Genomic DNA, 22557 nt, shown 5'->3' with positions numbered 1-22557 from the left:
CCTTCAGCGGTTTTTCAACTTATTCTTTCCTTATTCTTTTTAGTTCCATCCTTCCGATAAGCACGATGATTCCCATTCCTGTTAAAGTCAGAATTAGTGAGCCGGAGTATTTTTCTCCAGTAGCGGGTAATTTCTTCGTACTTGCTTGGCGCTGCCCAGCAGCAGGTAAGGTTCTTGTCGTTCCATATGTGGTCGTTCCCCCATCTGCAACTGGATTTTCTTGACCATTGCCCGGATTATTCCCTCCACTCACTGGCACCTCTTTCGATGCTGCTTTTACATAAACATAAGTAATGGTTTGTTCCTCTGCCTGATACGTTCCCTTCGCATTTTTCGGTGTTTCTTTAACCGTCCAGCCTTCAATATCCTTAGCAGTTGTTTCATAGGCTTCATCTATGATGCCTGCTTTCTGTTCTGAAGGTGCTAACTCCTTGCCTGCCTCATCCACGTATTGAATCTTGATCGTGCTTTTGTTTGTATAGATATAGGTGACAACTTGAGGTTCAAACGTGTATTTTCCGGCAGCTTGTCCAATCCTTTCTTTCAATCGGTACCCTTTGAATTTCTTTTCCTCTGTTTGATAAGACGAGTCCACTTCGCCAGTCATTGAGAGCGGCTTCGCTAATTGTTTGCCCTCTTCAGTCAAATAATTGACAATGACGAGTGATTTTTGCTTCTTGTAAATAACCGTAATGACCTGATCTTCTTTTTTGTATCTTGCGTCACTGTCTAATCCCTTGACTTCCTTCCATTGGTAGCCAGCGATTTCTTTATTTAGTTTTTCAATAGGAAGCGGAGTACCAATCGGCTGTTTTCCAGTAAAACTTTCCGCTATCTCATCACCCGCTTCGTCTTGGTATTGAATCGTGACATTTCCTAATTCAATCGGTTCCGTAATCTTCTTATAGATATAAGTGACTTTGGTGATTCCATCAATGTACTCACCCTCTACATTTCCTTTTACTTCACTGAATTCGTAACCGTCGATCTCCTTTTGAACCGTTGTATATTTTTCCCCAACTTCAGCAATCGTCACTTCGCTATTTAGAAGCGGATGCCCTGTTTCATCCTGATATTCCACAATCAGGACGCCCTTTTCAGTTCCAGAGCCCTTCTTCGCATAGATCAATGTCACTTCCTGTTCTTGCATGGTAAATGTTCCGCTGACTTGACCATCAATCCCTTTTAAAACATAGCCGTCAAAAGGTTTCACTTCTGCCGTATAAATTGTCTCTACATCCCCTGTTAATACGACATCTGCACTTAATGGATTCTGTTCTTCATCCTGATAATGAACCGTTACTTTCCCTTGAGCTGCTGGATTTTTCGTATAAACATAGATAACTTGAGTCACGCCTGACGCATACTTGCCAGTTGCATCCCCTTTTATCTCCTTCAGCGTGTAGCCATCAATATCTTTTTGGACAGTTGTATAATCACTGCCAATCTCTCCTGTCGACAGCTCATCACCAGCCAACGGTTTTCCTGCCTCATCTTGATACTGTGCCAGCACAATCCCTTTTTCCTTGGCAGATTTTGCATAGATCAAGGTGATTTCCTTGGGCTCGTCACTGAAGATACCCGTAATGGAATCTCCTTCCTTCACACCAGAAAAGACATAATCATCAATTTGTTTAATTTGAGCGTGGTAGGTTTCTCCCAACGCACCCGTCAGCGTTTCATCTGGACTGATTTGAACCAGCTGCTTGTTTTCATCATAGGTCATATAATGAACGATCACCGGCTCTGATTTTTTCCAAACAGCATACAGGGTCTCATTCCCTTTTGGTATCGTAATAGATTGCCCGGCAGCTAAATCAGCATCTGGATCTTTTGCGTCCTTATTCTTTGACCAGCCCGCAAATTGATATCCTTCTCGTGTGGCATGCAGATCCGTACCCGCTGGGATCGTTTGAGCCAAATCCTTATACCCTACTTGATAATAGGTCTCGGGCTGTGTTCCTTCGTAGTAAATCGTTCCTTCATATTTCGCAAGTGCCGTTCCCAAATCAAATATCCCGCCATTGCTGTCATATTTGATCCAATCAATCTCTACAGAACCGATATCTGCCTTTGCCGTTCGCGGCAAGCCACGCTGGTCTTCAGCGACATTGCGCAAATTCTCTACTTGATCATCTGCTAATTTCTCTGGTGCTATTGGAACCGTTGGCAGAATGATCGCATCATTTGATGTCCCTGCTTTGATCTTATTGTAGTTCTCTACGAGGCCGACCAGCGCTGTGCCAAAAACATTTTCCATCGTGACTGAAGTCGCTGTGCCATTATCATAGCCGAGGTTCGATTCAAGGTTTCCTGCACCGTCTACTCTGCCATCTGCAATATTATTTTTACTTGCTGCCCTGGCCTTATTTCCCACAAATAAATTATTGGCGTAACGTCCAGCTGAATAATTCAAGCCATAGCCTGAACTGCCGATTGCTCCGCCGTCATATGCCGCTTCATTTTCAACAAAGCTGTTATTGATGTAATCAACAGCGGCTCGTCTTCCTTCAGTCAAACCACCGTTGGCATAAATCTGGATCGCCCCACCGCTATTTGAGGAAAGATCCTGCCCTAATGCTTTGTTTTGATAAAACGTATTATTAATGAATGTCGCAGCACTGGCGATATTGTCATTGGTTTGGATCAGAATGGCCCCGCCATCGTCCCCAGCTACATTGCCAACAAATGAATTGCCTTCAAATAAAATATCTGTCCCTGTAACGGTATTGAAGAAGGCAATCGCGCCACCGTCAGCAAGTTTCGCTTTCCCACCGCCTGATACATCTTCAACTGATTTATTGCCTTCAAAGTAATTGTTCTTGAAGGTGAACTTCGCTGATGCACTTGGTTGGAAGAAGTAAATTGCTCCGCCTTCACCGCCGACATTTCCTGTTCCCGCCTGCATGGTTTGATTGCCGATAAATTTCGAATTGTACGCCTTGAAATTCGCCGAGTAGCCTTTACAAGCAATCGCTCCGCCTGAGTAACCAGAAGCATTGTTCACATTATTAGAAAACGTACAATTTTGCAGCGTCGTATTTCCACTAGTGTAAAAGGCGCTGCCATCATCATAGCCTCGAAAATTATTGACGATCGTATTCTCTAAAATGAACTCACCTTTATACCCAGAGACTGTCAGTGCGCGGGTATTATTTCCCAACCCTTCAAAAGTAAAATTTTTAATGGTCAGCCTTGAGGCCGCATTGCCAGTTCCGCCACTATAAGAAAATAACTGCTTCGCTGTCGTAGACTGAAGAGTTTTTCCCTCGCCATCAACCTCTACCTCGTACGCTGATTCCACTAAACCGATCGTTGCCGTGATATCCGTTGGAAAACTATTGCTTAAAGTAACTCGGCGATTTTCCGGTGCATTCTTTACCGCATCCTGAAGTTCGACAATCGTATCCACCGCTACTTCGTCAGCCATAGCGCGCTCACCAAATAGGATCGATAAACAGATACCCGCAATCAAACTGACTAAAATGATTCCTCTCTTTTTCATATGTATCCCCCTACTCTTTTTAAAAACAATTGTTATTTTTTAGAAACAATACTCGCTGATAAATCACTTTTCTACGAGCGACAAATCAGTTATATTTAGTCTTTCGTCGATTATTTCATCCTTATTTAGACGTTAACCGATTAATAATCCACTCAATATAATTCATTTTTTAAAGATTTTATATTAATTATTGATTATTTATAACCATTGTAATTTAAAACATTTTTAGTTCAATAGTTTTTAAAAAATAATTTACACGGATTATTTTTTATTTTATCGTTTGGCTAAATACCTTAATTTATTAATAAAAGACAAAAAATATCTCATTTCAGAAATAACAATTAATTAAAAAGGATAAAAAAAAGACTCATCCTAATGATGAGTCTCCTTTGCTGTTGCTATTCAAAAATAATTAGAATCGTTTACTATTATGGTAGATCATTTCCCGCTGCAAAGTATACATCGTACCATTCTTGCTTCGTAAGAGTTACCTCTCCACCTGCGGCACTTTCTTTGATTCGCGTGGGATTCATGGTGCCTAAGATCACTTGCATATTTGCTGGATGACGCAAGATCCAAGCCGTCGCGATCGCATTTTTATTTGTATTGTATTTTTTCGCTAATTTTTCTAACAGTTCATTCAATTCTGGGAATTTGTCGTTATCGACAAAGACTCCTTCAAAGAACCCGTATTGGAATGGCGACCACGCTTGGATCGTCACACCCTTACGACGAGAGAATTCTAACACCCCGCCATCATGGTCGAAGGAACGTGTATCTGTCATATTCGTATGCATCCCGTAATCAATCATACCTGTATGCATAATCGAGAATTGCAATTGATTGATCAACAGCTTTTGATCCACATGTGCTTGCAATAGTTGGAATTGCTCTGGGTTAAAGTTTGATACACCAAAGTGACGAACTTTTCCACTTGCTTGCAGAATATCAAAGGCTTCCGCGATCTCTTCTGGCTCCATCAATGGATCTGGGCGGTGCAACAGATAACTATCTAAGTAATCGATCCCCATCCGTTCCAAAATACCATCTACAGAGTCTAACAGATGCTGCTTCGAAAAATCATAACGTTTCTCATCGCCAGTCACGATGCCGCCTTTTGATTGAATGAAGAATTTGTCTCGAGAGATATTGGCTTCTTTTAACGCTTCACCAAAAACCAATTCTGATTTTCCATCACCGTACATATCTGCCGAATCAATAAAATTAATACCACTTTCTAAAGCTGTCTCCAAAACTTCCGCTGCTTTTGTGGAAGTTAGCGCTGACATTCGCATGATTCCTAGTGCAATCGCTGAAGTTTCCCAATAGCTGCTGCCGATTTTTCGTTGTAACATGGTGTCCATCCTCTCTGATAAAACATTTTTTTCTTACTTATAAAAGTATAGACTATTTCCCTCATAAAAAAAATCCCTAGCACTTAGAATCTCATTCAAGAGGTTGTCGCTTGACCCGCAGTGCTTCTCTTTCGTATGCTTAGTTCCAAAGGAGGCTTCCTCTATGTACTCGATGCTGAAAAAAATTATTACCGAAAAAGATATTCATCGTCAGATCTTACTCTTGGAGCAGCTTTTGAATCACCCGCAACTGACCGCTAAAGAACTAGCAAAGAACATCGGAACCACTGAACGAACAATTTTCTCTGATTTACAGCTGATTCGCCACTACCTGCCGGAACATTGGACATTAGACTCTGATAACAGCGGGATTCGTTTGCTCTCAAAGGAAAAGGCGTTGACCAATGATCTATGGGAAGCTTTTTTGCCCCATTCAGTTAGCTTGCAATTAATCAAAGAACTTTTTTTTACGAAGGAACTGAATATTCCTCGTTTTCTTGATGAAACGGGCGTCTCCTACGAAACGCTTAAGCGCCATCGAACAAAAATCAATCAACAGCTGAAGTCCTTTAACATTAAAATTCGCCTAACCTCAACGAACGCCTATCTAATCGGCGAAGAAAGTGCTATTCGAATTTTTTATCATCGACTGCTGCTTCCCTTCACCCATAACAATTACTTCTTTGAGGATTATTCGATCCATGAAGAACATTATCTATATTTTTTGACAAAGAGGATTACTGACGGCATATCTGTTGAGACAGAACAGATTTTTGGTATTTGCTGGTTTTTTATCAACAGTATTCGCATCAAGGCTGGCTGCTCAATCAATGACTTCAGCTTTGAAGCCAACGATCCGCTGTTTAGTCTCTACGCACCACTACTAAAAGAGCTCTATGAAAAAGAAGGCGTCTATTTGAAAGAGGAGGAAATCTTTTTTGCCTTTTTCTGCTTTTTAGAAAGCTGGAACTACAACAATCCCTTGGGCAAGAATGTTTCAAAGGTGTTAACGCAGGAATACCCGTTGTTGCGAAAGAACGCTCAGGAAGCGGTTCAGGAAATTGCGGATGCCCTCCATTTACAAGCGTTGCTGCAAACAAACTTAGCGACAAACATCGTGCTTTTATTGTTAAAATATGCAGAATCGCCAGTATTGTCGAAGCAATTTCAACTAGAATATCAGGAACTGCTGCTGCAAAGAAATGACCAATATGCTATTTTGGCCGAAGCCAGTACCAAACTGTTTAATCGTTTGCCGCAATTTTCTACAATTGGAGATACTACCTATTTCGTCAACCTCTTTTCTCTTTTGAGTCAGCAAGCGATTTATACGATTCAGCCGCCTAGCAAAACAGTCTTTTTCATTTTCCAAAGCGAGCCGTCCTGGAAAGCCTTCTTGCAGCAGGAACTAGCAGACCTTTTAGGAAAACGGGTGAACCTCGTATCGCTAGAAATTTCTCAATTGCCGGAAGCGAAGATGGGTACCGGGGATTTGATTCTCTCTAACATTCCGCTAGATTCGATGCCCGTTCCGATACTCTATTTATCCACCATTCCAACTAAAAATGAGCTCAGTCAATTGACCGAACTCACTTCACATTCTTATTTATAAGTAAAACGGTTAGTCATTCTGGTAACGGCTGACCGCTTTTTCTTTTCTCCGAAAAACCCCTTTACTGATCCTCTTCTCGATTTCAACGACTAGAAACAGCAGCAATGCATTGGCTAAAATTACTAATTGCTGCGCCAGACTAAGTGCCGTTGTTCCAATTAGCTGCTGCGCCAAAGGAAGGAAGACCACACCTGCTTGAAGAATAAATAGAATGCCTAATGAAAGAAACAAAAACTTATTCTCGAAGAAGCGGCGATTGATCGCTGGATCAAACAGCTCACGACAATTGATCATGTATACTGCCTGCCCTAAAACAATGCTTTGTAAAAGAATGGTCTGCTGCAGCGCCACTCCTTCAAAGCGCATAGATAAGAAGTAGGCTGGAATCATGATCAGCAGAGAGACATACAGAATCCGAAAGAAGCTATAGCCTGATAGTATCCCCAGCTTTGTGTCTCTTGGCGGACGCGTCATCGTATCGCTGCTTGCTTTTTCAAAGCCTAAAGCATAGGAGAGCGTGATTGTAGTCACCATATTCACCCACAATATTTGAATCGGTGTCAACGGTAGCGGACGGTTCATTAAGAGAGCCAATATCACGATCAACCCTTGCGCCAAAGCTGTAGGTAAAAAGAAATTAATCGTCTTTTGCAGATTATCAAAAATCCGACGCCCCTCTTTAACTGCTTTTACAATTGTATAGAAGTTATCGTCTGCTAATACCATATCAGCAGCCTGCTTGCTTACCTCGCTGCCTTTGATCCCCATCGCGATCCCAATATCTGCTTGCTTCAGGGCCGGCGCATCATTCACGCCATCGCCGGTCATCCCAACAACTTCTTCATTTTTCTGCAACGCAGTCACGATTCTCAGCTTATGATCAGGCGTCGTTCGAGCAAATACGTCCACATGCCCAACCGCTTCAGCCAATTCCTCATCTGACATTCCGTCAATGTCGGCCCCCTCTAGTAGTTTAGCCGTGTGCTTCAAGCCAATTTGTTCACTGATCGCTTGTGCCGTTGCTTTATGATCCCCGGTGATCATTTTTACTGAGATTCCAGCCTGCTGCGCCTGAGCTACAGCACGAATCGCACTCTCTTTTGGCGGATCAATAATCCCCGCCAAGCCAGCAAAGGTTAAGCCATGTAAGGCGTCATGGGTCAATTCCGCAGAAGAAACCTTTTTATATCCGAAGCCCAGAACACGCTGGCCTCTGCTAGCCAACGCTAAACCACGCTTTTCCCACTTACTTTTTTCCGTATTTTCTAACGCTGCTTTTTCTAATAATACTTCCGGTGCCCCTTTAATGAAAATCACGTACTCATCGTCAACGGCATGTAGTGTTGCCATATACTTATAGCTAGAGCTGAAGGGAATCTTTCCTAACACTGGTTTTAGCTGCTGATTTTCCTCGTCTACATACTTCAATAGTGCCAGCTCTGTTGGATTGCCATGGATTTCTTCGATTTTTTGCTCATCTTTGGTTTTTAAATCCTGACAATTGTTCATGATTTCCTTCACTAACGTTGGTTTCTCCGTGACAACCTCCTGCACAGTCATCTCATTTTTCGTGAGCGTTCCTGTTTTATCTGAACAGATCACTGTCATCGATCCTAACGTCTCTACCGCTGGCATGCCTTTGATAATCGCATTCTCATCAGCCATCTCCTTGACACCCATGGATAAAATCATTGTTAAAACGGCTGGCAGTCCTTCAGGAATCATCGCAACGATCAACGCGATACTCGCCGAGAACATCAAGCTCCAATCCATTCCATACCTGAAACTCGTAAAGAAGAGTAAAAACACAATTAATGCTAAAATCCCTCTAAAGATTTGCTTGTTTAACTGGTGCATCTTTTTCACTAACGGTGTTGTCTGAGACTGGATCGACTGCAACGCATGATTGATTTTTCCGATTTCAGTGGCGTCTCCTGTTTCAATAACCACACCACGTGCCGAACCTGTCTGTACCAGCGTACCTGAAAAGGCCATATTTAGCTGATCCCCAGCTAGAGCCTCTTGCGCAATCGCATCAACCTTCTTTTCAACTGCCTCTGATTCACCAGTTAAGATCGATTCCTCTACCGTTAAGTCATGTACCTCGATCAAACGTAAATCAGCGGGAATCACATCGCCTGCCTTCAAGAGAACAATATCTCCTCGAACCAGCTCCTCTGAATTTACTTTAAGCGCTTGGTCTTCATTTAAAACCGTGGCTTCCTGCCCCATCATCTGCTTTAATCCGTCTAATGATTCCTCCGCTTTTCGCTCTTGCCAATAGCCTACAAAGCCATTGACGATTACTACTAGGAAAATAATACTGCCTTCAATCACTTCGCCTGTCGCAAATTTCAATAGCGCCGCAACAATCAAAACCACCATCAATAAATCTGTAAAATGCTTGGCGATTTTACGCCACAATGGAACCTGCTCCTTTTCTTCCATCTTATTCGGTCCATTGTTTTTCAAACGTGTCTTCCGTTCTTCTTTTGTTAATCCAGCGACTTGTGAGTCTGTTCTATGTAAAACATCTTTAGTTGATAATTGGTACCATTTCATATGTATTCCTCCATCTCATTCATTTGATACCTTAAGTATACGGAGAAATCACAATTTTTAAGGTCGATAATTTCATAGAAGACTGAAATAATTGTGTTTTAGCAAACAAAAAAAAGCGCCACTTCAAAATGAAGTGCCGCTATGCCGCAATAAGACTAGTGTAAAAAGTTTTGCAGATCATCGCCGTAGTCATCGATTTTCTTCGTTGTCAAAATTGTCCCTGCAACTAAAACGCCGCCTACGATAAGTGTACTAGCAACCATAAACTTAAATAATGATTTCATGCTATTTCCCTCCTGCGTTTTTTATTAATGAAAAACGAAACCGTTAAAACTCGCTTAACTGTCCCGACCATTTTATATATTAAACATAGCATAAGTAATTGAAAGTATCTTCTAATATGCTTAAACGTTTGGTACGGTTTTTGAACAAATAAAAAAACCCCGCTCCATCGAGCGAGGTTGATCATTCATTATTTAGCTAATGAATCTTTTGCTTGGTCAGCTAGTGCAGTGAAAGCAGCTGCATCGTTAACTGCTAAGTCAGCTAACATTTTGCGGTTGATTTCGATACCGGCAACTTTAAGACCGTGCATTAATTTTGAGTAGCTCAAGCCGTTCATACGAGCTGCAGCGTTGATACGTGCAATCCACAATTTACGGAAGTCGCGTTTCTTTTGACGACGATCGCGGTATGCGTAGTTGTATGAATTCATTACTTGTTCTTTAGCTGTTTTAAATAGAGTGTGTTTAGAACCGTAGTAACCTTTAGCTAGTTTTAATGTCTTTTTACGACGTTTACGAGTTACAGTTCCACCTTTAACACGTGCCATGTTTAATTCCTCCTAATAAATAAATCATTGAATTTTTTAAGTTGTAAAGCGGGTTGCGCAATTATTTCATGCGTGCCAATTGTTGGCGGATACGTTTGTAATCGCCTTTTGATACCATAGACGCTTTACGTAGTTGACGACGTTGTTTTTTTGTTTTTCCGTGGAAACGGTGACTTGTGAACGCGCGGAAACGTTTCAAACCGCCTTTACCAGTGCGTTTTACGCGTTTTGCTAAACCGCGATGTGTTTTTTGTTTTGGCATGACTAAATTTCCTCCTACTTTTCATTTCGCATACTCTTTAACGAGAGTCAAAGATGCATTCTCAAAATTATTGCTAGTCTTTCTTCTCTTTCGGTGCAAGCACTAAGAACATGCTACGTCCGTCCATCTTCGCCTTTTGTTCCACTGTCGCGATATCGGCAGTTTCTTCAGCTAAGCGATCAAGAACTTTTTGACCAATATCTTTGTGGGTAATGGCACGGCCCTTGAAACGGATTGACGCTTTTACTTTGTCGCCTTTTTCCAAGAATTTACGTGCGTTACGAAGTTTTGTATTAAAATCGTTCACGTCGATTGTTGGGCTCAAACGAACTTCTTTAACGTTGATCACTTTTTGTTTCTTGCGAGCTTCACGTTCTTTTTTCTGTTGTTCGAAGCGATACTTCCCATAATCCATAATACGCGCTACAGGTGGTTTTGCACCAGGAGCGACTAGGACTACATCAAGGTTTGCTTGTTCAGCAATCTTTAAGGCTTCTACTTTCGATTTCACACCTAATTGTTCGCCGTCTTGTCCGATCAAACGTACTTCACGTGCACGAATGCCGTCGTTAACCATCATATCCTTTGCTATGGTCATTCACCTCCAAAATTTTTGAGAGAAAAAAAGCGAATAAAAAAACGAGTTCTTTACGAACCCGCACGTAGTTCGACTCATCGAAAAGATCAGTCATTAACTATCTAGCCCAGCGAGATGTTCGCGTAAGGCGAGAAGCGGGTGCTTCTGCTTTCATTTCTCAACTTTACCAGTATACAAGGAGTAACTTAAAATGTCAACCAGATAATTCCTATTTCTGATTGTTTTCTGAAACTTTTGTTGAAATTTCTTTAGTTTGTGTGCTAACGTATAGAGGAAGGAAGTGATCGTATGGAGCATTCTTTTTTTAAAGAATTGATTCATTACAACAAACCCAAGGAATCCCCATTACGCTTGATTGGCGCCGGCCTTTGCATGAGCAGCATTCTTTTTACCGGCTACTTATTCCACCAACTAACGATTTCTAGTTTCGGCTCATTAGGTATCTTCACCTTTCTCTATTATCAAAAACTTCCATTAAAACAATTGATGATCCGTTTATCTATCGTCGGCAGCTTTTTAACTGTAGGAAACTTTCTCGGAATGCTTTCCACTCATGCTGCTTGGACGGCTCCGATCGTCGTTGCAATCGTTGGTTTTTTAGGAAGATTTTTCTTTAGATTATATGGTATCGCTAAACCTGGTCCCTTCTTTATTGTCATGGTTACAGCAATGGGGGCTAGTACAAAAATTCCGCTACATAGAATTCCCATAATGAGCAGCTTCTTGCTTCTCGGTGTTCTTTTTTCTTTAGGCTTCGCTTCCCTGCTACATCTTGTAGAAAAGGAACCTTTGCCTGCTAGTAAACCTCCAAAAACAGTGAAGGAACGAATCAATGATGATCCAGCAGTAGTGATCGATAGTCTTTTATATAGCGGCTTTTTATTCTTTGCTGTTTATCTAAGTATGGGACTGCAATTGAAAAACCCTTATTGGTTGGTCGTTTCCTGCGCCTCCATATTACAGGGAGACAATCTTCGAGCGATGGCTCATCGCAATGTTCAACGAATCTTCGGTACGATTATCGGACTGGCAATTGCAGCCTTCCTGCTGAATTTACCATTATCCGTTTTTGAAACCTTACTGATTATTACCGCCCTTTTTGTAACAGTCGAATATTTCGTGAAACGTAATTATGCCATCGCTCAGTTCTTCTCCACCCCAATGGCATTAATGCTTTCTATGTTGGTAAGACAACAGTATCTTTATTCTCTGATCCAATTCCGCTTTCTAGGAATCGTGATCGGCAGTTTATTGGGGCTGTTTGCTGGCTGGTTGATGAGTACCAGTTTAGAATTTTACAACCGTAAATTCCATTCTAATTAAATACAACCATTAAAAATCCGAGTGAGCCCACTCGGATTTTGCTATAATAAGAACAATAAAAATGAAGGAGGCTCCACTATGTATCGATTGATTGCTTGCGATCTCGATGAAACATTGTTAGATAAAGGCCGACATGTTTCAAAACGAACACAAGAAACAATAAAAATGGCTGAAGCGCAAGGATTGGTCTTTGCACCAGCTACCGGACGCGGCTTTTATTCCATTAAACAAACGCTAGAAGAGTTAGATGCGGCGAATAAGAAAAATCATTATATGATCGGTTTTAATGGCGGCGTAGTCGTAGAAAACTATGGACCAACAATCATCAAAGATTTTCCTATGCCTTTTGAGATTTTGGCTCAACTATTTGAATTTGGTTCGAACTATGATGTTGCGATCCATCTCTATACCTTCGATCAAACGTATGTCTATCACAGCAACCCAGAGGAGGACGCCTACTTAACGACAATCCCCCACGAAAAACGGCCGGATGATGAGATAAGCTTTCTAAAAGATCAAGTCTGCTATAAAGCCTTGTTCCAAAATTTAGATCGCAGCTATTTGGAACGGTTAGAGCAAGAGATGCCCAAGTCCCTCCACGATGTCTTAGAGATCAGTTATTCTTCTAATCGTTACATCGAATTCAACCCTAAAGGAGTCAGTAAAGGAGTCGCCTTACAAACACTCGCCGAGCATCTGGAGATTCCTATGGAAGAAACAATCGCAATCGGTGACAACACCAATGACTTGGCTATGATCCATGCAGCAGAACTGGGCATTGCCGTAGCAAACGCGGTTCCTGCTGTAAAAGAGGCGGCTCAACATACAACCATTGCAGATCACGAGCAAAGCGCTGTAGCCGAAGTCATTGAAACATTCATCCTATAAGATAAAAAAAGCGAAGCATCATTTGATGGAGCCACTGATAAAGTACCCTAGTTTCTACAAAAACTCAGATTAATGAACGGAAAAAGCCCGATGATCAGCCTACAAAGTTGATCATCGGGCGTTCTTTATTATTTTTCTTCCGCTTTTTCATCAATCAGCTTAACGATTCGTTTTAAATTAGTGACAAAGAGCGTACTGGCTCCTTGAAGCATCATGCCCTCAATGTCTTTAGACCAGGAAACATTGTAGCCATGTCTGTTTTTGATTTCACTATTCTTTCCTTCAATCATATAACGCATACGGTAACGTTTTTGGAACGCTTCCGTTTCCTGAAATGTCTGTTGGTCGCTATGTGCTTGGGATTGAATCGTCACACTGTACGTTTTACTTTTTGCCCCTTCTTTATAACAGTCCTCATTCAATGGACAAGCTTGGCACTTTTTTACATCAAAATAGAAGGTCAATCGTTGGTTTTCTCCTTGATTTTTCTTTCCTTGAACAGCTTTTCGAAAGGCCAATTGTCCATTGGGACAGACGTACATTCCAGCGTCCTTATTATATTCCCACTCCTGTTCGGGATCTCGTGTGCCATTTGAAATCACTGGATGAAGTTTTGAATAAAGTTTAATTTTTTCTTCTGCTGTAAAAAGTAAGTTGGCTTTTCCTGAATACGCTGTATCACCGATAACTTCCTTCACATCAATTCCGTTCGCACGTGATTTTTCAACTAATTCTTTTAAATATGGGCCGTCTCCAACATCCCCACCAGTCACACTTGCGGCTGCGATAATTCGTTCTTCGGTGATAGCCAGATGGGTTTTATAGCCGAAAAATTCTGTTTCTGCGGTTTTATGTCCAACCTTTGCGGACGTATCGTGAGAATAGACTTCATATTCTTGGCAATCTTCAACCGTTTCTTTTAACTGATTGACTGACTCCGCGACTGCAGGTATGACGGACCATTCTGGATGTTCCTCAATTGCTTTTAAGAGCGTCTTTACATAGTCTTTTTCTGCTTGGTACTCGTTTTTTTGATTTTTTTCAGGCATGATCTGTTTCGCTTCAGGTTTTACTGTATAAATCGCTTTGCGCACCTTTTTTGAATAAGAACGTAAGAGCTCTATTGCGGATTTTTTATTAAATCTAGAAGCGGTATGTGTGGCATCTACGATAATTCCTTTGCTTTTGATAATCTCTTTTTCGATCGCGAGCTGAACGGTTTTGTTCAATAAGAGATCTAGTAAATTTGAATCGTTCAAGCGTTGTCGTCTGAATTTCGTCAGTAGACTTGGATCAATGACCTCGTCTTCTGGAGCTAAGCCAAGAAAATATTTGTAGGCCATGTCTGTTTTACTGCGAGCAACGAGATCCACATCAGACGCGGGAAACATCGCTTTTAACATCAAATATTTGAATAACTTAATCGGATCATAGGCATTGCGACCATCGTTTAAACAATATTTATTTTCTAGTTCCTCGTAAACAAAAGAAAAGTCAACTAACTCATTGAACCGACGCAAAATATGATCGGCTGGGATGAGTAAATCATAAAGATCACTATATGGACTAAGTGTGGTTTGAACCATTTGTTTAAGCATGAAATCGCCCCCTAGATACTTCTAATTATAAAGATATCTGGACAACGAATCACTATCTAAAAGAAAAAATTGTCGAAAGAAAATGCCTGCATTCTCTTTCGACAATTTTTGTTATTGAACTTTATCAGTGGCTCCTCATTTGATTGCTTCGCTTTTAACGTATTCTGCGCCATAAGACCAAGATTAACCACACTGATAACCCAAGACTGATGATTAGCGTAATAACCCACCCAATCTCAGAATGCGTAAACGGCAATGGCATATTCATCCCGAAAAAGCCCGTCACGATTGTCGGAATTGTTAGTAACAACGACCAAATCGTCAGAATTTTCATCGTATCATTCAAATTGTTGTTCAATAAATTATTATAGGTACCAGATAATTGATCCAAAATTTCACTAGACAGTTTCGTCATCTCTACTGCCTGCCTCGCCTCGATCAACGCATCATCCAGCTCTTCTTTTTCCTTATCGGTAAAACTAGAAAAAATAGATTGAACCTTTACTTGTTCCAGCAACACAGCATTTTGCTTAGTCGCTGTCACTAGATACACCAAACCGATCTCCAAATCAGATAAAGCCAATAAATTTTTATTCGTTGTTTTCTCCCGTAGTTTCTTATTTAGGTGGATTCGCTGACTGTCGACTTCCTCCACTAACGGAAAATAATAATCAGAAATCAAAAATAACGTATGAAACAATAAACTCGCGGTACTTTGATTCGGCTCATTCGATAAGATGTTTTCAATAATATTCTCAACATAAGAAGTCCGATCATTTACAAAAGAAAAAAAGGTATGGTCCTTCAGAATAAAGGCCATCGGACTTGTCTCATAATGATTATCCTTTTTCAAGAGGTTCGGCACATTAAAGATCAATAGAAGGGCTTTTTCCATCGGATCATACTCCACCCGCGCCCGTTCATTATCATCTAATGCGTACGTCAGCATTTCGTCGCTGATCGCATAGCTGGCTCGTAATTTTTTTATCTCGTGAGGCTGTGTAGCATCTACATTGATCCATGAACACATCTCTTGATTGAATGTTTGTCTGCTGTCCATCACAATCCTCCCTAACTAAATCATTCACCTTCAGTATAGCAAAAAAATTTGATTCAGTAGTTTAATACTACTTGATAATAAAAAAGAACAGAAGCGAATTAATTTCACCTCTGTCCTCAACGATTCAAATTTGTAAAATGAAAGCAAAGCTAAATTATCCCTTCACTCCGCCAGCCGTGATCCCTTCCACATAATACTTTTGCATTACCATAAACAACAATGTGATCGGAATGGCGATAATCACACATCCTGCTGTAAAAGGCATGAACCATTGATTGATCTTATCTGGCTGAAGCATGGTGAACAAACCGATTGCTACCGTGTATTTCTGCTTTTGTTGACCCAAAATAACCTGTGCGAAAATGAAATCCATCCACGGAATCATAAACGTCATTAATGCCGTATAGACAATGATCGGTTTTGACAACGGCAATGTGATCTTAAAGAAAATATCCTTTTTTGTAGCCCCATCAATCATAGCTGACTCGTCTAAGGAGTACGGAATCGTATCAAAAAAACCTTTCGCGATATAAAAACCTAATGCCGCACCCGCGGAATATACGATGATCAAAGCAATCAATGTCCCATCTAGTTCCATCGCCTTTAAGATATAATACACAGCAATCATGCTCATAAAGCCAGGAAACATGTTCAAAACCAACGCTAACTTCAAGAAACGATTTCGAAACTTAAACTTGATTCGCGAAACAGAATAAGCGATTGCTACAGTGATGAACGTTGAAATGAGGCAGGTAGCGATTGCTACAATTAGTGTATTGAAAAACCACTGGGCAAAAGGATATGAGTTATTACTGAATAGCATTTTATAATTCTCCAGCGTAAAGGTTTTCGGAATAATATAGTTGACCGACATCGCTCCTTCTCCGCGAAAGCTAGTCAAAACAACCCATAAAATTGGAAATAGCCAAATGATCGAAAGAGTGATCAACAAGATGTAAACAAATGCTAGTGTTCGCGTTTTTTGCTTCTTCATCATTGCAAACCTCCTTCATAAGATTTTGAGCGAGTATAAGCTAATAAACTAAAGACCGCGCTCAACACAAAGATAATGATCCCTATGACACTGGCTAAGTTATAATCACTCGCTACAACGGTCAATTTATACAGCCAAGTTACTAATAAATCAGTATCCCCGGCTTGGTAGAGAGCAGAATTATTGGGTCCACCGCCAGTTAATAGATAGATCACATTGAAATTATTGATATTTCCAATAAACTGCTGAATCAGATTAGGTGTCATGATTAGCAGAATTTGTGGAAATGTAATGGATCGAAAAATCTGAAATTTATTTGCTCCGTCAATCTCAGCTGCTTCGATCTGCTCAGTCGGTAAATTCATAATGATTCCTGTCGCGATTAACATCGTTACCGGAATCCCTACCCACATATTGACAAAAATAATCGAAAACTTCGCCCAAGTGCCGTCACTTAAGAATGGTAACGCGTTAGAAATCAATCCCCACTTCTCTAGAAGAGCGTTTAAAGGGCCCCAATCCGCTAAAAGATTACGCATGATTAACAAAGAAACAAATTGCGGCACCGCCATCGTGATTACAAAGATCGTTCGAAAAACTTTTTTCCCTCGCAGCCCTTTTGTGTTAATTAGCAGGGCCAGTAAAATTCCAAAAAAGAAGTTGGTTGCCGTAGCTACAACAGCCCAGATCATTGTCCACGACAACAACGGCATGAAAGTCCCTGCCATACGGCCGGTTAATACATTGCTAAAATTTGCCAGGCCAACCCAGTCAAACAAGTGTCCAGGAGGCAAATGATTATGATCATAATTCGTAAATGCAATACCAATCATATAAACCAACGGCAAAATAGTAAAAAGCAGCACACCGACTAACGGAATGATCATTAATGTCATGTGAAAGCGGCCGTTAGCTAGTGTTTTTAGATCTTCTCTAAAACTTGGGATCTTCTTATTTTCTTTATTTAACAAAAATAATTTTCGATTACTCTTCAGGCTGCACCAGTAAACATAAGCAAATACGCCACAGAAAATAATAGCTGCTAATCCATAGATCATCAATAGCATGGAGTTGTCGCCTTCTACCGACACCTTCATCTTTATTCCATCAATCGTTTGCCATTGCATCCCTTGAGTTTTCGTTCCCAACGTTACTAATCCGACAATTCCCGGAATAACCTGATAGATACAAGCGATAATAAATATAATTTCAGACAACAAGAATAAAATACCTTTAAAGAATTGTTTATTTAACAGGTTGCTGAGTCCCATGATTCCGAATGATAGCTTTGTTTTGAGGTCTCCCTCCCTGAACACACGCTTCATTGAGAAATCATCACCATAACCCCCGGATATTTCCATTGAAAGAACCTCCTTTTTTTGAAGTAAGCTTGTTCGATACACAAAAGAATTTCGGAGCAAAAAAGGTTAATTTTTTTGCTCCGACATCTACTCCTTACTTGTTGCCAGAGATATCCTCAACTAGTTGATCTAACTTCGCTTGATATTGATCTGGCTTGATTTTTCCATTGTAAGTATCACTTAAAACGGCTGCAGAGGCTGTCCAAAAATTCGTCATTTCAGGAATCTTCGGCATAACAACAGAGTAATCCGAACCACTCATGGTAACGACCGTTTTCGCTAATTCATCATTCGCCACATAATCCGCTTGTTGAACCGCTGTATTCGATGGAATAATATTTCTCGTTTCATCTTTAAACTGAGCTTCTTGTGTCGCAGCATTAGATAGGTAAGCCGCAAGTTTGTAATCTGCTGCAATTTTTTTCGAATCACCATCAGCAGGAGCTTGGTTTACTGCATATAATTTCACACCTAAGAAAGCTTTTTGTTGGACTTCATTGCCCCCGATAGTAATTTTCGGATAAACTGCGATTCCTAAATTATCTTTTCCAACCGCTTCAATCGCTTTATCTTTATCCCATGGACCCGATTCAAATGCCGCAATCTTCTCGTTCTCAAATTGCGAAATATAATCGTCTCCGACATTCACAAATCCAGAATTATTTTTCTGATCTGCGATCCATTGCAATACTGAAACGCCTGCAGAATTATTCCAATCTGTCCCGTTCACGTCTTCTCCAGTATCGCCAAATAGCTTATCACCTACCGACATGAACAATGGACCAATTTTATAAGCATCGACAGCCTTTAAATTCGCACCGAAAGTCGCTTCTTTAGTAATGTTCTCATAGGTTCCGACTTGGTCTTCACTCAACAATTTTTTATTGTAATAAAGCACTTGAGATTCGATTCCGTATGGGAACGCATAGACCTTGTCTTTATACGTAGCCCCTAACAATGCTGTTTCCGACTGTTCCTCTTTAATCTCGTTTGCATATTTTTCAGGAATTTCTTGAATAACCCCAGAGTCTACTAATTGTCCTAACTGATCATGAGGCAGCGCAAAAACATCTGCCGCAGAAGAAGGATCTTTTTTAACATTTTCTTGAGCCTTCGAGTCTTCAGTTTCAACAACCTTTACATTGATATCTGGATTGTCCTTTTTAAAGTCTTCTAAAACTTTCGTATAGAATTTTTTTGAATCCGTTGTAACCCATAACGTCACATCTGTTTTATCTGATGAGCTAGCCGCTTTCTTTTCATCAGATCCTGACCCACATGCAGTCAATGTTAAAACAGCTGCTCCTAACATTGCCCCTGACAATAAATACTTCTTTAATTTACTTTTCATTCCGCTTCCTCCTGCGTTAGTTGATTTTTGCTACAAAACATATTATGCAACCGATTGCTCTTTTTTGCAATAGAAAGCGCTTAAATTATTTTATTTTTTTGAATTTATTTTATTTTAAACAAAAAAATTGTTTTTTTAAATCTCATGTCCTTCATTTCTAAAAGACTATCAAACATTGTTAATACAGCGTTTAACTTATATTCATCGCTTGTTAAACATTATAAAATACAAATTATTTAACTATCGAAATATAAATTACACATTTGCAACCGATTGCATAATATGTAATAATTGCACCACAATAACCTATTAAATCCAAAGGAGCATTAGAATGGTCGAATTAAATTTGAAACACATCAACAAGAAATACCCAAACAATAATGCCTACTCTGTCAAAAATTTTAATCTTCATATCAAAACGCATGAATTCATCGTCTTCGTTGGTCCCTCAGGTTGCGGAAAATCCACCACACTTAGAATGATCGCGGGATTGGAAGATATCACTGATGGCGAATTCGAGATCGATGGAATTAGAATGAACGATACTCCACCTAAGGATCGTGATATTGCGATGGTTTTTCAAAATTATGCCCTTTATCCTCATATGACTGTTTTCGAAAATATGGCTTTTGGATTGAAATTGCGAAAATATCCTAAAGATGACATCAAACAACGTGTAGAAGAAGCTGCGAAAATCTTAGGTTTGACAGAATTGTTAGACCGAAAGCCCGCAGACATGTCAGGCGGCCAACGGCAGCGAGTTGCTATGGGTCGTGCCATCGTCCGTGATGCAAAAGTATTTTTGATGGATGAGCCTTTATCTAATTTAGATGCGAAACTCCGCGTACAAATGCGAGCAGAAATCGCTAAAATCCATCAAAACTTAGGTTCCACGACAATCTATGTAACTCACGATCAGACGGAAGCAATGACTTTAGCAGATCGTATCGTCATTATGAATGAAGGGGTCATTCAACAGGTGGGATCTCCTCAGGAACTATATAATAGACCAGCGAACAAATTTGTTGCCGGCTTTATGGGTAGTCCAGCAATGAATTTCTTTGAAGTTACTTTTAAAAATGGGCGCATCACAAATCATAAAGGTCTGGATCTCCCTTTGCCGGAAGGACAAGTAAAAACGTTAACGGGTCAAGGATATGAGGGTAAAACAGTAACTTTTGGGATTCGACCAGAAGACATTACAGCAGAAGAGGTTGCTTTAGAAGCTTATGAGAATTCCGTTGTCTCTGCCACCGTTGTTGTCAGCGAACTGCTTGGATATGAGTCCATGCTGTACTCCACAATCGGTGACACAGAATTCATTTCTAAAGTAGATGCTCGAGATTTTCATAATCCTGGCGAACAAATCTGTCTCGCCTTCAATTTAAATAAAGCTCGCTTCTTTGATTTCGAAACGGAAGAGGCAATCTATTAGTAACGGAGGTTTACATGAACACAGCAGCAATCTATCATCGCACTGAAAGTGAATTTGCCTATTTATACACAAACGAAATAATGCATATACGTTTGCGTACCGCTCGGGCAGATTGTAAAAACGTCTCATTAGTCCATGGAGACCCTTATCAACTAGACAAACAACGCTGGTATAGCAAACCCGCAAAAATGAGGAAGACCCTATCTACCGATCTGTATGATTATTGGGAAATTGATGTTACTGCTCCTCGCCGACGTCTGGGTTACGGTTTTATCGTTACAGGCTACGACGAAACCTCTGTTTTTTTTACAGAACATGGAGTTTTCCCTGTTGAAGAAATCTATTTGTTGATGGCTAATAACTATTTCCGCATGCCCTTTTTCCATGAGATTGATCGCTTCAAGGCACCTCAGTGGGTAAAAGAAACCGTTTGGTACCAAATCTTTCCTGAGCGTTTTGCTAATGGAGATCCTAGTAACGATCCAATAGATGTACTCCCTTGGGCTAGTAAGGAATTTCCTGGACGACAAGATTTCTACGGCGGAGATCTTCAAGGAGTTATTGATCACCTAGACTATTTAAGTGATCTAGGAATTAATGGCATTTATTTTTGTCCAATTTTCACTGCTCCTACCAATCACAAATACGATACAACGGATTATTTAGAAATTGATCCTGGGTTTGGCGATAAAGAGCTCTTTCGAAAATTAGTCGAAGAATGTCATCGTCGCGGGATACGTGTCATGTTAGATGCGGTATTTAATCATATTGGTGATACCTCTACGCAATGGCGTGATGTCCTAGAAAAAGGAGAGCAGTCTCGCTTTAAAGATTGGTTTCATATCCATTCTTTCCCCATTCATTATACAAAAACAGACGACTTTGAAGTTGCGGAAGATATGAATTATGATACGTTCGCTTTTACACCTCATATGCCAAAATTAAATACCGCAAACAAAGAAGTTCAGGAATACATCTTAACGATTGCAAAATATTGGATCCAAGAATTCGATATCGATGCTTGGCGGTTAGATGTAGCTAATGAAGTGGATCATCATCTTTGGAAAAAATTCGCGGAGACCTGTCACGAATTAAAAGAAGATTTCTATCTACTCGGAGAAGTTTGGCACAGTTCACAACCTTGGTTGCAAGGCGATGAATTTACCGCGGTGATGAATTACGCCTTTACTGAATCTATCACGAACTATTTTTTAGAGAAAAAGATTCCGTTGGATAAATTAGTCAGCAATCTAAACGAACAGTTAACACTGTACCGCAAGCAAACAAATCAAATGATGTTAAACACGATCGACAGTCACGATACACCTCGTTTATTAACACTTGCCGGCGGCGACAAGAACCTAATGAAACAAGTTCTAGCGTTTCTTTACTTGCAACAAGGGGTTCCTTGTCTTTACTACGGGGACGAAGTCGGCATGGATGGCGGCATGGACCCTGATTGTCGAAAATGCATGGTCTGGGATCCTAAAAAACAGGATTTGAATCTTTTTGCATTTGTAAAGGAATTGATTGCGTTTCGCCGAGAAAATCAATTCATTCTTTCCGAAGGCTCGCTCGAATGGCAGAAAGTTGATGCGAACACTGGAACGTTAATCTTTACAAGAACTATTCCAGATGAATGCATGATCGGCATTTTCAATACAGGTGATCTACCAATCGTTGAGCATTCTCTAGGCGAATCCATCATGCTGCATCTAGCTGATGCAGACAGCGATAGAATTACGATTGAACCGAATGGTTTTGCAATTTTTAAAAAATAACGGAAGGCTAGATCCTTTCCTCATTTTCATAGGAGTGTGA

General features: G+C 40.4%; 17 protein-coding genes and 1 other annotated feature. Of the genes, 5 read left to right on the top strand and 12 right to left on the bottom strand.

Features of this window, described 5'->3' with window-relative positions; all coding sequences use genetic code 11:
- Positions 1-19: 19 nt before the first annotated feature.
- Both J9537_RS01945 and J9537_RS01940 read right to left on the bottom strand, forming a co-directional pair.
- Positions 20-3505: a MucBP domain-containing protein gene (locus tag J9537_RS01945; RefSeq protein WP_218256520.1), complete on the bottom strand. Its 3486-nt coding sequence runs from the start codon at positions 3503-3505 to the stop codon at positions 20-22.
- A gap of 428 nt (positions 3506-3933) precedes the next feature.
- Complete coding sequence (locus J9537_RS01940; protein WP_218256519.1) at positions 3934-4860, bottom strand: aldo/keto reductase; 927 nt, start codon at positions 4858-4860, stop codon at positions 3934-3936.
- A gap of 163 nt (positions 4861-5023) precedes the next feature.
- Here J9537_RS01940 and mafR point away from each other — a divergent pair, with 163 nt between their 5' ends.
- The gene (mafR, locus tag J9537_RS01935; protein WP_218256518.1) at positions 5024-6472 is read left to right on the top strand and encodes a global transcriptional activator MafR; all 1449 of its coding nucleotides are present in this window, start codon (positions 5024-5026) and stop codon (positions 6470-6472) included.
- A 9-nt stretch (positions 6473-6481) separates the two neighbouring features.
- Here mafR and J9537_RS01930 read toward each other — a convergent pair whose 3' ends face one another.
- From J9537_RS01930 to infC, 5 genes are all read right to left on the bottom strand, one after another.
- Positions 6482-9034, bottom strand: coding sequence for an HAD-IC family P-type ATPase (locus tag J9537_RS01930; RefSeq protein WP_218256517.1), 2553 nt, complete (start codon positions 9032-9034; stop codon positions 6482-6484).
- Between the two features lie 155 nt (positions 9035-9189).
- Positions 9190-9318 carry a hypothetical protein gene (locus tag J9537_RS20760; protein ID WP_280640431.1) on the bottom strand — a complete coding sequence of 43 codons (129 nt, stop codon included), beginning with the start codon at positions 9316-9318 and terminating at the stop codon, positions 9190-9192.
- 188 nt (positions 9319-9506) lie between these two features.
- Complete coding sequence (rplT, locus tag J9537_RS01925; RefSeq protein ID WP_010747118.1) at positions 9507-9866, bottom strand: 50S ribosomal protein L20; 360 nt, start codon at positions 9864-9866, stop codon at positions 9507-9509.
- A 61-nt stretch (positions 9867-9927) separates the two neighbouring features.
- A complete protein-coding gene (rpmI, locus tag J9537_RS01920) occupies positions 9928-10128 on the bottom strand; it encodes a 50S ribosomal protein L35 (RefSeq protein WP_010747119.1) in 201 nt (66 codons plus the stop codon).
- A 73-nt stretch (positions 10129-10201) separates the two neighbouring features.
- Positions 10202-10726, bottom strand: coding sequence for a translation initiation factor IF-3 (gene infC / locus J9537_RS01915; protein WP_010747120.1), 525 nt, complete (start codon positions 10724-10726; stop codon positions 10202-10204).
- A gap of 27 nt (positions 10727-10753) precedes the next feature.
- Positions 10754-10882, bottom strand: a sequence feature (ribosomal protein L20 leader region).
- A 132-nt stretch (positions 10883-11014) separates the two neighbouring features.
- Between infC and J9537_RS01910 the strand changes: the two genes are divergently transcribed.
- On the top strand, positions 11015-12049 hold the full coding sequence (locus tag J9537_RS01910) for an FUSC family protein (protein ID WP_218256516.1): 1035 nt from the start codon (positions 11015-11017) through the stop codon (positions 12047-12049).
- Between the two features lie 78 nt (positions 12050-12127).
- Positions 12128-12937: a Cof-type HAD-IIB family hydrolase gene (locus J9537_RS01905; protein ID WP_218256515.1), complete on the top strand. Its 810-nt coding sequence runs from the start codon at positions 12128-12130 to the stop codon at positions 12935-12937.
- A 128-nt stretch (positions 12938-13065) separates the two neighbouring features.
- On the opposite strand, the gene J9537_RS01900 is transcribed toward J9537_RS01905, so the two are convergent.
- The 5 genes from J9537_RS01900 to J9537_RS01880 form a co-directional block, all read right to left on the bottom strand.
- Positions 13066-14535 (bottom strand): IS1182 family transposase, encoded by a 1470-nt coding sequence (locus tag J9537_RS01900; protein WP_137438785.1) that lies wholly within the window; start codon positions 14533-14535, stop codon positions 13066-13068.
- A 154-nt stretch (positions 14536-14689) separates the two neighbouring features.
- Entirely contained in the window at positions 14690-15595 is a 906-nt protein-coding gene (locus J9537_RS01895) for a magnesium transporter CorA family protein (RefSeq protein ID WP_010747123.1), read from the bottom strand.
- Between the two features lie 154 nt (positions 15596-15749).
- The gene (locus J9537_RS01890; RefSeq protein WP_010747124.1) at positions 15750-16589 is read right to left on the bottom strand and encodes a sugar ABC transporter permease; all 840 of its coding nucleotides are present in this window, start codon (positions 16587-16589) and stop codon (positions 15750-15752) included.
- Positions 16589-17914 carry a carbohydrate ABC transporter permease gene (locus J9537_RS01885; RefSeq protein ID WP_376713203.1) on the bottom strand — a complete coding sequence of 442 codons (1326 nt, stop codon included), beginning with the start codon at positions 17912-17914 and terminating at the stop codon, positions 16589-16591. Before J9537_RS01885 ends, J9537_RS01890 begins: the two co-directional genes overlap by 1 nt.
- A 130-nt stretch (positions 17915-18044) precedes the next feature.
- A complete protein-coding gene (locus J9537_RS01880; RefSeq protein WP_218256513.1) occupies positions 18045-19301 on the bottom strand; it encodes an extracellular solute-binding protein in 1257 nt (418 codons plus the stop codon).
- Between the two features lie 331 nt (positions 19302-19632).
- Here J9537_RS01880 and J9537_RS01875 point away from each other — a divergent pair, with 331 nt between their 5' ends.
- Together J9537_RS01875 and J9537_RS01870 are read left to right on the top strand one after the other, a co-directional pair.
- The gene (locus J9537_RS01875) at positions 19633-20736 is read left to right on the top strand and encodes an ABC transporter ATP-binding protein (RefSeq protein ID WP_218256512.1); all 1104 of its coding nucleotides are present in this window, start codon (positions 19633-19635) and stop codon (positions 20734-20736) included.
- A 14-nt stretch (positions 20737-20750) separates the two neighbouring features.
- Positions 20751-22517 (top strand): glycoside hydrolase family 13 protein, encoded by a 1767-nt coding sequence (locus J9537_RS01870; RefSeq protein ID WP_218256511.1) that lies wholly within the window; start codon positions 20751-20753, stop codon positions 22515-22517.
- The last annotated feature ends 40 nt before the right edge of the window (positions 22518-22557 follow it).

Source organism: Enterococcus raffinosus (genome assembly GCF_019175485.1).
Taxonomy (GTDB): domain Bacteria; phylum Bacillota; class Bacilli; order Lactobacillales; family Enterococcaceae; genus Enterococcus_A; species Enterococcus_A raffinosus.
The sequence above is the reverse complement of the archived record's forward strand: the minus strand, read 5'-3'. Positions and strand labels throughout refer to the sequence as shown.